This window comes from Bradyrhizobium sp. cf659 (genome assembly GCF_900113725.1).
Classification (GTDB): Bacteria; Pseudomonadota; Alphaproteobacteria; order Rhizobiales; family Xanthobacteraceae; genus Bradyrhizobium.
In genome coordinates this window covers 36,464-48,633 of the sequence record NZ_FOQJ01000003.1, presented here as the reverse complement: position 1 = coordinate 48,633, position 12,170 = coordinate 36,464, and the positions used below count along the sequence as shown (strand labels likewise).

Here is a 12,170-nt window from a genome sequence, read left to right as displayed (position 1 = left end):
GGCGCCTACACCGGCCGCTCCCCCTTCACCGTCACCCGCGTGCCCGAGCGCGTATGCGGCCAGTAGTCCCACATCGCGCGGTGCTGGGTGCAGCGGTTGTCCCAGAAGGCGATGGCGTTCTCGGTCCAGCGGAAGCGGCACTGGAACAGCGGGTTCTCGGCGTGCTGGTAGAGATAGGCGAGCATCGCGTCGCTCTCGTCGCGCGGGATGCCGTTGATGTGGCGGGTGAAGCCGCGGTTGACGTAGAGCGCTTTCTTAGCCGTGACCGGATGCGTGCGCACCACGGGGTGCTCGGCATGCGGATAGGACGGACGGTCGGCGACGCCATAGTTGGCATAGAGGCCGCGATAGATCGGCTCGCCGTCATGCAGCGCGGTCAGGCCGTCGAGATAGGCCATCATGCGATCCGACAGCGCCTCATAGGCCGCATACATGTTGGCGAACAGTGTGTCGCCGCCGCGCGGCGGGCACTGCTTGATGTAGAGGATCGAGCCCATCGGCGGCTCGAGGTCGCAGGACACGTCGGAGTGCCAGCCTTCGCCGTTAGCACGCGGCGAGTTCTTGTCGGCGTAGATCTTCATCAGCGCCGGGTCTTCGTCCTCGTGGGGAGCTGCGGGATGGAAATGCAGCTCGCCGAACTTGCGGCCGAAGGCGAGATGCTGCTGTGGCGTGATGTGCTGGTCGCGGAAGAAGATGACGAGGTTTTCCGCGAGCGCGCGGTGAACCTCGTCCATTTGCCGGTTGGAACGGCCATCGCCATCGACGAGCTTGCCGATGTCGACGCCGGATATTTCAGCGCCGATGATCGGTGTGAGCTTTTCGACCGCGATAGTTTCGTAAGGCGCGCCGTCCTCGGCCGTGTGGCGATAGCGCGGACCTTGCTTGCCGGCGAGTGAGCTCATGGCATGTCTCCCGATCGTTTTGATTGGAAGCATGGTAGCGCGCGGTTAGGGATGTGCAATGCGCGCTGCAAACATCGGTGTCGCCCCGGCGAAGGCCGGGACCCATAGCCACCGAACTAGATTTGGCAAAGACTCGGAACTACGATCTCGCGCCATAACCACGGCCTGTGGTTATGGGTCCCGGCCCCCGTGCGCAATTGCGCACTAGGCCGGGACGACAGCCGAGTACGTAGCGCAAGCGGAGCAAATCACTCCGCCGCAGCTTTACTCCGCCGCGGTCACCGGCACCTTGGCGCCCTGGCCGTAGCGCTGGTCGATGTAGTCGATCACCAGCGCCTTGAAGTCGGCGGAGATGGTCGGGCCGCGCAGCGTGCGGAACTTCTTGCCGTCGACGAAGACAGGCGCGGCCGGCGCTTCACCGGTGCCGGGCAAGGAGATGCCGATATTGGCGTGCTTGGATTCGCCGGGGCCGTTGACGATGCAGCCCATCACCGCGACGTTGAGCTCTTCCACACCCGGATATTTCGTCTTCCAGGCCGGCATCTCGTCGCGGATGAAATCCTGGATCGAGCGCGCCAGCTCCTGGAACGTGGTCGAGGTGGTGCGGCCGCAGCCGGGGCACGCCGCAACCAGCGGCACGAAGGTGCGGAAGCCCATGGTCTGCAGGAGCTCCTGGCCGACCTGCACCTCACGGGTGCGGTCGCCGCCGGGCTCCGGCGTCAGCGAAATGCGGATGGTGTCGCCGATGCCCTGCTGCAGCAGGATGCCGAGCGCGGCCGAGGAGGCGACGATGCCCTTCGAGCCCATGCCGGCCTCGGTGAGACCGAGATGGATGGCGTAGTCGGAGCGCGACGCGAGATCCTGGTAGACCGCGATGAGATCCTGCACCGCCGAGACCTTTGCGGAGAGGATAATGCGGTCCTTGGGCATGCCGAGCTCTTCGGCGCGCGCGGCCGAGAGCAACGCCGACTGCACCATGGCCTCGCGCGTCACCGCGCGCACGTCGCGCGGATTGGCGGACGCGGCGTTCTCGTCCATCAGCTTGGTCAGCAGCTCCTGGTCGAGCGAGCCCCAATTGGCGCCGATGCGGACCGGCTTGTTGTTCTTGTTCGCGATCTCGATGATGTCGGCGAACTGGGTGTCGCGCTTGTCCTTGAAGCCGACATTGCCGGGATTGATGCGGTACTTGGCGAGCGCCTCGGCGCAGGCTGGATAGGCCGCGAGCAGCTTGTGGCCGATATAATGGAAGTCGCCGATCAAGGGCGTGGTGATGCCGCGCTTGGCGAGACCGTCACGGATGTGCGGGACGGCGGCTGCGGCCTCCTCGCGGTCCACGGTGATGCGGACCATTTCGGAGCCGGCGCGCGCGAGCGCTGCGACCTGGGCGATGGTGCCGTCGATATCGGCGGTGTCGGTGTTGGTCATCGACTGCACGACGATCGGCGCTCCGCCGCCCACGGCGACGTCTCCGACCTTGACCTGGGTGGTCCGGTGCCGGGGCGCCGGGCCCGCGATGTCTGAATCGATGGTGTTTTCGAGCTTGTTCATGGGGTCCAAATATCAGGTTTTGGTGACGTTCAGCAATGCATCGCGCGGCGCCGCAGCCGTTTGGCGGTATCCCTTTGAATTCGAAGTTCGCCTCCCTCGCGGCGCCTCTGAGCGAACTTCGAATTCAAAGGGATACCAAGAACTTATGAATCGAGTGCGGCCTCCGGTTCAGGAGCTCCCTTACGAGCTTGCGGCACCGGGAGAGGGAGCTCCTGAACGGCCGCACTCGGACGGTTAACCAGAAAAAGCCCAGCAATTACAAGGACCGCGGCGGCCCCGAATGTCAGGCTCAAGGTGTCGTGCATGATGAAATAGCTACCCACCACGCCAAACAAAGGGGTGATGAAGGTAAAAGCGGACAATTTGCTGGCCGAATAGGCCTTCACCAGCGCGAACCAAAGCGTGAACGTGGTTCCCACCACCCAGATCGCCTGGAAGGCCATCAGGGCGAGGGACAGCGGCGCCGGCGTGTGGGTGATGGATTCGCCGAACAGCCAGGCCACCAGGCCCAGGATCGGGATCGAGGTCGCAACCTGATAGCCCAGCGCCTTCTCCGGCGCGGCGAAGCGCAGCCGCGTGCCCTTGGCAACCAGGGTGGTTGCCGCCCACAGCGCGGCACCGCCGACGATCATGAGATCGCCGAGCAGCACCTTGGCATCGACATCCGGCTGCGGCACGCCAATGGCGAGCGCGACGCCGGCAAAGCTCACCGCGAGTCCCAGCCATTGCGTGCCGCCGAGCCGTTCGCCGAGCACCTGGTAAGAGCCGAGCGCGACGAAGAACGGTGCGGTGTAAAGAAACACCACGGCCCGGGACGCCGGCGTGAGGCGCAGGCCCTGGAAGATCAGCACGAACTCGATGCCGAACATCAGCCCGGCGATCAGGCCGGGCTTCCAGGTCCCGTCCTTCTCGAAGAATCTGACGCCGCGCAGCGTGCCGATGATGAACAGCACCGGCAGCGCGCCCATCGAGCGGATCATCGCCTGGAGCATCGGCGGGATGTCCGGCAGCACCAGCTTCACCGCGATCTGGTTGAAGCCCCAGGTCAGGCACAGCATCAGCATCAGGGCGATGGCGCCGGCACTGAGGGGGCGCCCGGCGGACGGTATGGCTTGAGGTGAGGACATTTCTTCCCGAAAACCGGCTTGGTGCCGTTGTTGCTTTATGCAGCTCTCTGACAATGGGTGCAGATGCCCGTGATCTCCACCACAGACAATTTGGGGGCAAAGCCCGAGCTGCGCGCGGCGGCGTTGATATCCTTGGCGAAGGACGCCGACGGGATCTCGCCGACCAGGCCGCAGCGCTCGCAGATCAGGAATGCCACCGCCGAGGTCGCATCGTGGTCGTGGGCGGCGCAGGCGAGATAGGCGTTGCGGCTCTCGATGCGGTGCACGAGGCCGTTCGCCATCAAGAAATCGAGAGCACGGTAGACCGTGATCGGCGCCGGCCGCGGCATCGACTTGGCGAGTTCGTCGATCACCTCATAGGCCCCGAGCGGGCGGTGGCTGGAGAGCAGCGCCCCGAGCACCTGGCGGCGAATCGGCGTGAATTTCTGCGCGCGCTGCTCGCAGACCTCCTCGGCATGCGCCAGCGCGTCCGCAGTGCAGCGGCCGTGATCGTGGTCGGGCGCGGGAAATGTCGGCTTTGCGAGGGTCATTGCCCTGCTTTCTAGCATTTCGGCTGGGGAACCCAAAGGCCGGGCCACGCGCGGCTGTCAGCCATGCTTTTCCTGCGGGACAGCGTCGCATTAACCCGCCATGAAATAATCATAAGCTTGCTTATAGTATCTCAAGCTTATTGGAGACCAAGCTCATGAGCCGCGGGCCCGTGGACCAGAACTTCCTGTTTACGCTCGCCGAACTCTATCGCCTGCTGCGCGTCTACGCCGACAAGGAGGCGTCGCGCTTCGGCATCACCCGTGCGCAATGGGCGGTGCTGGCCAAGGTCGAGCGCAGCGAAGGCATGAAGCAGTCGGAACTCGCCGAGCTCCTCGAGGTGCAGCCGATCACGCTGACGCGCCTGATCGACAAGCTCTGCGACAATGACTGGCTCGAGCGCCGCAATGACGCCTCGGACCGCCGCGTTAAACGCCTCTACCTGAAGAAGGCCGGTCGGACGCTGCTCGGCCGGATGAGCGGGCTGCGGTCCGAAATCACCGCCAACGCGCTCGACGGCATCAATCCGGCGGACGCTCACCGTCTCCTCACCCAACTCGAATCCATCAAGGAAAACGTGCGTAACGCGATCCAGACCAGCGGAGCGGAACAAGCGCGTAAGGAGCAACGCTATGGCTGATCAGGTCCTGAAGTTCCAGCCGGAGCAGAAGAGCGACGGCGGCAAGCCCACCAAGAAGGCCGGCACCGATCCGCGCCGCCGGCTGGTGGCCGGCCTGCGCCGCTATCGCCGCTTCCTGCTCCTGGTCGTGCTGCCGATCGTCGTCGCCGTTGCCGGCTTGGCCTTCTATCTGAATGGCGGCCGCTATGTCGGCACCGATGACGCCTATGTCGGCGCGCAGAAGGTGCTGGTTACGCCCGACATCTCCGGCAAGATCGAGAAGGTCGTCGTGAGGGAAGGTCAGCTCGTCAAGCAGGGCGATGAGCTGTTCGAGATCGATCCCGTGCCGTTCCGCCTCGCGGTGGACGAGGCCAGGGCGCAGCTCGCGCAGGCGCAGTCGACCTACGATAATCTCCGCGCCAACATCAAGATCTACGGCGACATGCTTAATCTCGCCCAGCAGGGCGTCGACCTCAAGCAGCGCGACGTCGAGCGCAAGCAGGCGCTGGTCAAGAACAGCTACGGCTCGCAGCTCGACCTCGACAACGCGGCGAACGCGCTGGTCACATCAGGCTCGATCGCGCAATACGTCAAGCAGCAGATCTCGACGGCCAAGACGCAGCTGCTCGGCGATACCGACCTGCCGCTGGAGAAATTCCCGCCCTACGCGCAGGCCAAGTCCAAGCTCGACAACGCCGAGCGCAATCTCGATCACGCCGTGGTGCGCGCGCCGATGGGCGGCGTCGCGACGCAGGTCGAGCAGATTCAGCTCGGCCGCTACGTCACGGCCGGCACGCCGGTGTTCTCCATCATCGACGTCGCCCATCCCTGGGTCGACGCCAATCCGAAGGAAAGCGACCTCACCTACGTCACCGAAGGCCAGCCGGTCACGCTCGAGGTCGACGCGTTCCCGAACCACGTCTTCAAGGGCAAGATCGGCTCGCTCTCGCCCGGCACCGGCGCGCAATTCGCGATCCTGCCGCCGCAGAACGCCACCGGCAATTTCGTCAAGGTGGTGCAGCGCGTGCCGATCCGCATCTATTTCGACGAGACCGACAAATATGTGCGGAAGCTGAAGGCCGGCATGAGCGTCTACGCTACCATCGACACCGGACATCGGCGCTCGCTCGCCGGCCTCCTCGGCCTGTCGGCGACCGCGGGCCAGGATAAAGACTAAGCCAAAGACAAGGACTGATCCGATGTCCGGCCCCAATGCCAGCCTGATGGTCCCCGGCCTGCGCCGGAACATGGTGACGATCTGCGCCATGACCGCGACCATCATGCAGGCGCTGGACACCACCATCGCCAACGTCGCCCTGCCCTACATGCAGGGCACGCTGTCGGCCTCGCAGGACCAGATCAACTGGGTCTTGACCTCCTACATCGTCGCCGCCGCGATCATGACGGCGCCGGTGGGCTGGATCGCCAACCGCTTCGGCCGCAAGCGCATCTTCATCATCTGCTCGGCCGGCTTCACCATGGCGTCGGTGCTGTGCGGCCTCGCGCAGGATATCAACCAGATGGTGCTGTTCCGCCTGCTGCAAGGCGTGTTCGGCGCGGCGCTGGTGCCGCTGTCGCAGTCGGTGATGCTCGACTATTACACGCTCCAGGAACGCGCCAAGGCGATGTCGATCTGGGGCATGGGCGTGATGATGGGCCCGATCATGGGTCCCTCGCTAGGGGCCTGGCTCACCGAGACCTATTCCTGGCACTGGGTGTTCTTCGTCAATCTGCCGTTCGGCGCCATCACCGTGCTCGGGCTGATCATCTTCATGGACGAGACCAGGAAGGATATCAGCCTCAAATTCGACTGGTTCGGCTTCGCCGCGCTGGCGGTCGCGATCGGCTCGCTTCAGCTCGCGCTCGACCGCGGCGAGCAATTGGGCTGGCTCGAATCCAACGAGATCGTCGCGGAGTTCATCGTCTCCGCCGTCGCCTTCTACTTCTTCATCGCGCACTCCTTCACGACCTCGACGCCGTTCATCCGCTTCGCGCTGTTCAAGGATCGCAATTTCGTCACCGGCTGCATGTTCATGGTCGTGATGGGGCTGGTGCTGTTCTCGACCATGGCGCTGGCCTCGCCCTACATGCAGAACGTGATCGGCTACCCCATCATCACCGCCGGCCTGCTGCTGGCGAGCCGCGGCTTCGGCACCTTCTTCGCCATGATGCTGGTCGGCCGCATGATGCGTTATTTCGAGGCGCGCACCCTGATCATCTCAGGCCTGACGCTGACCGCGGGCTCGCTCTTCCAGATGACCGGCTGGACCGACCTCACCCAGGTGCCGGAGATCGTGACGGTCAGCGTCATCCAGGGCTTTGGCTTCGGCCTCGTCTTCGTGCCGCTCTCGACCGTTGCGTTCCTGACGCTGTCGAACGAGCTGCGGACCGACGGCACCGCGATGCTGACCCTGATGCGCAACGTCGCGAGTTCGGTCGGCATTTCCGTCGTCATCGCCCAGCTGACGCAGGGAACGCGGCGGACCTATGCGATCCTGTCCGAGCACGTCAACCCGTTCAACCACGCGCTCCAGATGCCCAGCGTCAGCGGCATGATCAACCTCTCCACCGACGCGGGCCGCGCCATGGCCGACAGGATGGTCAGCGTGCAGGCGCAGATCATCGCCTTCGCGCACGACTATATGCTGGTGATGGTCTTCATCCTCTGCACCATCCCGCTCGCTTTGTTGATCGGCTCGACCAAGGCCACGCTGCGCAAGCAGGCCGCGGGGCCGGAGCACGCGGTGATGGAATAGGTGGCTCTGCGGCGCACGCTACGCTGTCGTTGGGAGCCGGAGCATCAATCTCCGCCGTCGTCCCAGCCTAGTGCGCAATTGCGCACGGGGGCCGGGACCCATACCGCGTGATCTCTCGGACTGCGGAACGTGGAAGTACCGAACGACTAGTCTTCGCCAAACCACTCTCTGTGGTTATGGGTCCCGGCCTTCGCCGGGACGACACCGAATTTGTGGGGCGAGTTACCCCAACAATTCCTCGCAGCCCAAATCCTCGACCGCAATCATCACCCGCTCCAAATTGTTCCACCAGATCAACGGCGGGATGTTGATGCTCCACTGCCAGACCGGCCTGGTGATGTGCCAGAGCACCGACCAGCGGTAGTCGCGATCAAGCGCACCGCGCGTGTAGCCGGTGATGCCGCTCTCAATCAGCGTGTCGTGGTAGAGATTGAGCAGCGAGCGTTCGAGCGCCTGCCGGCGCTCCGGATACCATTGCATCGCCATCATATAGGCGAGGTCGTTGGTCGGAACGTTGATACTCCACAGATCGAAGTCGAAGATGCGCACGGTGTCGGCGACGCCGGCGCGCGGCAGCATGAAATTCCAGATATGGGCGTCGCCATGGGTGATGCTGAGGTGCCGGCGTGAATGGTAGCGCTGGGACAGCCGGTCCGACTGATCGATGAGACGACGATAGAGGATGCGCCGCTCCTCGCTGAGGCGATCCCCGAGCAGGTCGGCGAAGCGGTCATAATGGCCCGCAAACGTCTCCATGCGTTGCGCGCTGTCCTCGGTGCTCGCCCAGGTGCCAGCGGTGTCGCCAAGTCCGGGATGGTCCCACCACGCCGCATGCCAGCGTGCGAGGGTCGTGACGATCGCAACCGCCTGATCGCGCGATGGCGGCAGCGGCCAAGCCGTCGCGATTTCGTGGCTGTCGGTGAGATCCTCGAGCAGAAGGTGCCAAGTGAGGCTGTCCTCGTCGAAATGTCCGTCGAAGCAGCGGGGCACGAGTCCCGGCGGCATTTTCGGTGCGAGCTGGGTGTAGAAGGCCACTTCGTGCCGGCCGCCATGTGCCAGCGTCTGCGCGAATGCGGAATTGGCAGTCTTCAGGATCAGCGATTGCGGGGCACCGGCGGATTCTCCGACATAACGCAGGCCAAGGCGGATGATGTGTGACACGACGGTGTCACGCTGCTGCAGCACCTTCACCTCGCGGACTGCGCCAGCATCCAGCACGCCGCCCCTGCGTAGCGCGGCCGTCAGTTGGGCGGGCTCAACGACCGCCGGCAGTTGTGGAGGTGTCATAACCACGATGCCCCTGCCCCGCGCCATCCTGCACGATCACAACCCCGGGCACCAGCGGGGGACCTGGCGCCCGACTTTAAGCCGCAGCCGTCGAGTCGCGCACGGTCCGGACCACGACCGACCGCAGCTGTTCGAGATTGGACGCCATGCCGGCGATCGCCTGCCTGACCTCCGCGGCGCGCTCGTTCACGGAGGCGGCGTCGCGGCTGACATTGCCGATCTTGGCCGAGACCTCCTTCGCGGCGGACGCCGATTCGGAAATCGACCGCGCGATCTCCCGCGTCGCGGCGTCCTGCTGTTCCATCGCGGCAGCAACCGAGGTCGCCACACCGTCGATCTCGACGATGTGGCCGCCCATCGTCTCGACGGCATCGACCGCGGCCTGCGTCGAGGCCTGGATCTCGGCGATCAGCCGCCCGATCTCCTCGGTGGACTTGGCGGTCTGGTCGGACAGGGATTTCACTTCGGCGGCGACCACCGCGAAGCCGCGGCCGGCCTCGCCGGCACGTGCCGCCTCGATCGTGGCGTTGAGTGCCAGCAGGTTGGTCTGGCCGGCGATGCCGCCGATGAGGTCGGAGACCTCGGCAATCTTCTTCACCGATCCCGCCAGCGCCTGAATGGTCGAACGCGCCTGCTCGCGGCCGGCAACGGCCGATCGGGTGACCGTGCTGGTCCGCGCGACCTGGCCCGCGATCTCGCGGATCGAGGCGCTCAGTTCTTCGGCCGCGGCCGAAACGGTCTGGGAACTGCCGAGCGCCTGGGTGGAGGCGGCGGCCACCGCCTGCGACTCCGAGGACAGCGATCGCGCGATCTCGGACAGGCTGGAGACGGCCCGCTCGACGCCCTGGCTCGCCGCGCTCGCGGTGTCGACCGAGCGCCCGGTCTCGCGCTCGACGGTCTCGGCCATCTGGTGCAGGGCGCCGCGCTTGGCGAGCGCGGCCTCCTGCTCCTTCTGCAACTGCTCCTCGCGCAGCCGCGAATTCTCGACCGCGGCCTGCTTGAACACCAGAAGCGCGCCCGCCATCGAGCCGACCTCGTCCTGGCGGTGGGCAAACGGAATGTCGGCGGCGATATCGCCGGTCGCGAGCTTTTGCATCGTATCCGTCATGCGCACGATCGGGCGCACCACGCCGAGGGCAACGCCGAGCAGCCCGGCGGCAATGAAGGCCAGGACGGCGGCGGTCACGCCGAGGAGGATGTAGAGGATCGAGCTGTCGCGCTCCGCGGCCAGCTTCTCCATGTCGGCATTCTGCTTGTTGGCGCTCTCGACGATGCTGTCGATGACGGCGCGATGCGCGGTGTAGGCGTCCTTGAGCTGAGCGTAGGCGCGTTCGGCGGCAGCCATGTCCTTGGCTTTGAGGGCCGGCAGGAGCTGGTCCAACAGGAGCTTCCAGAACTTCTGCACCTCGGCATCGGACTTCGACACCAGCGCCGTCTTCAGGTCGGCCGAGAGGCTGGAGGCGACCCAGAACGCCTTGCGCTCGTCGTAATCCTTGCGGAGCTGGACCAGGCGCTCGCCATGGGCCGCCAGCTGGTCCGGCTCGCGCATGGCGAGGGTCGCCTCGAGATAGGCCTCGATGACATATTCCGGGGGCGGCAGGATGTCCGCGATGAGGTCGTTGCCGAGCTTGATCTCGGAATAGAGGGGGCCGCCGACCTTGAGCTCCTTCAAGGCGTAAAGGCTGGTGGAGACCACGGCCGTGAAACCGATGGCCAGGACGATGCCGAAAGCAATGATCGCGGAGGAAAGCGACAGACGAATTTTCATGAAACAATCCGGGGCATGCGTCAAAACCGCAGCGACCGTAGACGAATACGGTAAATACGGGATTGCTTCGCGCCGAAATTGTATCGCGCGCGCTCCGCACAACTACGGAGTTGGGCATCAAACCATCGGTTTTTGAGTCAGCGAGGCTGACACACAAACGTGGACGAGAGTGATTTCAGGCCCGATGCAACGCAGCGCCCATCTTGATGCAGGGAATGAGAAACGCGTGCCGGCGGAGCAGGCCTCCCGGCACGCGTTGCCTCACACGTCGAAGAACACCGTCTCGTCGTCGCCCTGCAAACGCAGGTCGAGGCGATAGACCGCCTTGCCGGCCTCGCGGGTCGCGATCAGCGTGGCGCGGCGCTCGGCGGGCACCAGCGCCAGCACGGGATCGGCGGCGTTGCCGGCCTCGTCGCTGAAATAGATCCGGGTGTAGAGATGCCGCAGCATGCCGCGGCCGAACACTGCAAGAAGGATATGCGGCGCCTGCGGCTTGCCGTCGGGATCGGGCACCACGCCCGGCTTGACGGCGTCGAAGGCATAATTGCCGTCCTTGTCGGTGCCGCAGCGGGCGAAGCCGCGGAAGCTGGCATTCGGCAGGGCGCGCTTGTCCTGCGGGTCGGCGAAGCGCCCTTGAGCATCCGCCTGCCAGATCTCCAGCATGCAATCCGGCACGGCGACACCGTCGCCGTCGAACACGCGGCCCTCGATGCGGACACGATCGCCCGTGACGTCGGGCGTCAGCGTCGAGTTGGTGAACGCGTCGTTCCACGCATAGTCGCCGGTCGGCGTCAGCCCGTATTTGAAGAACGGACCGACCGTCTGCGATGGCGTGATCCCGTTGTCCTTCACGTTGTCCTGCACTTAATGGTTCTCCATTGGCGTGGCGTTCTTGCCGCGCAGCACGATGTTGAAGCGGTAGCACAGCGCCCATTCGGGCTGGGTGTTCTCGAGATCGAACGACGAGACCATCCGCGCGCGCGCTTTCTCGTCCGGCACCGAATTGAAGATCGGATCGAACGGGAACAGCGGATCGGCCGGGAAGTACATCTGCGTCACCAGCCGCGTGACGAAGGAATGGCCGAACACCGAGAGATGGATGTGCGCGGGACGCCAGGCGTTGTGGTGATTGCCCCACGGATAGGCGCCGGGCTTGATGGTGACGAAGCGGTAGTAGCCGGAGGCATCGCTCTGGGTGCGGCCTGCCCCGGTGAAGTTCGGATCGAGCGGCGCCGGATGCTGGTCGCGGACATGGACGTAGCGACCGCAGGAATTGGCCTGCCAGATCTCGACCAGCGAATTGGGCACGCCGCGACCGTCCTCGTCGAGCACATGGCCGTGCACGATGATGCGCTCGCCGATTGGCTCGCCACTGTGCTGGGTGGTGAGATCGTTGTCGCCCTCGCGCACGGTTTCGTGGCCGTAGACCGGGCCGGTCAATTCCGACAGCGTATGGCGCATCGGGATCAGTGGCTTGTTCGGCGCGCGCTTGATCGAGCTCTTGTAGTCGGGCGACAGCGGCAGCGGATGCGCCTTGTTGCTATCGACGGGATAGATGAATGTCATTGGCGAACTCCTCCCCGGCCATTTTTGGTCCGGCCGGTCAACGCTTCCGCCAATCATTATAGGATATAA

Annotated in this window: 11 protein-coding genes; 3 read left to right on the top strand and 8 right to left on the bottom strand. The window is 64.8% G+C overall.

Annotation, left to right across the window (positions count from 1 at the left end):
* Window positions 1-5 precede the first annotated feature (5 nt).
* The 4 genes from BM118_RS14315 to BM118_RS14300 form a co-directional block, all read right to left on the bottom strand.
* Window positions 6-902: a TauD/TfdA dioxygenase family protein gene (locus BM118_RS14315; RefSeq protein ID WP_177234312.1), complete on the bottom strand. Its 897-nt coding sequence runs from the start codon at window positions 900-902 to the stop codon at window positions 6-8.
* Between the two features lie 264 nt (window positions 903-1,166).
* Entirely contained in the window at window positions 1,167-2,450 is a 1,284-nt protein-coding gene (ispG, locus tag BM118_RS14310) for a flavodoxin-dependent (E)-4-hydroxy-3-methylbut-2-enyl-diphosphate synthase (protein WP_092186217.1), read from the bottom strand.
* Between the two features lie 143 nt (window positions 2,451-2,593).
* Entirely contained in the window at window positions 2,594-3,577 is a 984-nt protein-coding gene (locus tag BM118_RS14305) for a DMT family transporter (RefSeq protein WP_244550155.1), read from the bottom strand.
* A 35-nt stretch (window positions 3,578-3,612) separates the two neighbouring features.
* Entirely contained in the window at window positions 3,613-4,107 is a 495-nt protein-coding gene (locus BM118_RS14300; protein ID WP_092186216.1) for a Fur family transcriptional regulator, read from the bottom strand.
* Between the two features lie 155 nt (window positions 4,108-4,262).
* Here BM118_RS14300 and BM118_RS14295 point away from each other — a divergent pair, with 155 nt between their 5' ends.
* Genes BM118_RS14295 through BM118_RS14285 form a run of 3 tightly spaced genes read left to right on the top strand, consistent with a single transcriptional unit; the run spans window position 4,263 to window position 7,480 of the window.
* On the top strand, window positions 4,263-4,745 hold the full coding sequence (locus tag BM118_RS14295) for a MarR family winged helix-turn-helix transcriptional regulator (protein WP_092187000.1): 483 nt from the start codon (window positions 4,263-4,265) through the stop codon (window positions 4,743-4,745).
* Window positions 4,738-5,901 carry an HlyD family secretion protein gene (locus BM118_RS14290; RefSeq protein ID WP_092186215.1) on the top strand — a complete coding sequence of 388 codons (1,164 nt, stop codon included), beginning with the start codon at window positions 4,738-4,740 and terminating at the stop codon, window positions 5,899-5,901. Before BM118_RS14295 ends, BM118_RS14290 begins: the two co-directional genes overlap by 8 nt.
* 22 nt (window positions 5,902-5,923) lie before the next feature.
* Entirely contained in the window at window positions 5,924-7,480 is a 1,557-nt protein-coding gene (locus tag BM118_RS14285; RefSeq protein ID WP_092186214.1) for an MDR family MFS transporter, read from the top strand.
* 222 nt (window positions 7,481-7,702) lie between these two features.
* On the opposite strand, the gene BM118_RS14280 is transcribed toward BM118_RS14285, so the two are convergent.
* From BM118_RS14280 to pcaH, 4 genes are all read right to left on the bottom strand, one after another.
* Complete coding sequence (locus BM118_RS14280; RefSeq protein WP_092186213.1) at window positions 7,703-8,794, bottom strand: phosphotransferase; 1,092 nt, start codon at window positions 8,792-8,794, stop codon at window positions 7,703-7,705.
* Between the two features lie 49 nt (window positions 8,795-8,843).
* Window positions 8,844-10,535: a methyl-accepting chemotaxis protein gene (locus BM118_RS14275; RefSeq protein ID WP_092186212.1), complete on the bottom strand. Its 1,692-nt coding sequence runs from the start codon at window positions 10,533-10,535 to the stop codon at window positions 8,844-8,846.
* Between the two features lie 261 nt (window positions 10,536-10,796).
* Entirely contained in the window at window positions 10,797-11,399 is a 603-nt protein-coding gene (gene pcaG, locus BM118_RS14270; RefSeq protein ID WP_092186211.1) for a protocatechuate 3,4-dioxygenase subunit alpha, read from the bottom strand.
* Window positions 11,400-12,101, bottom strand: coding sequence for a protocatechuate 3,4-dioxygenase subunit beta (gene pcaH / locus BM118_RS14265; protein WP_092186210.1), 702 nt, complete (start codon window positions 12,099-12,101; stop codon window positions 11,400-11,402). It abuts the gene before it with no gap.
* Between the last annotated feature and the right edge of the window lie 69 nt (window positions 12,102-12,170).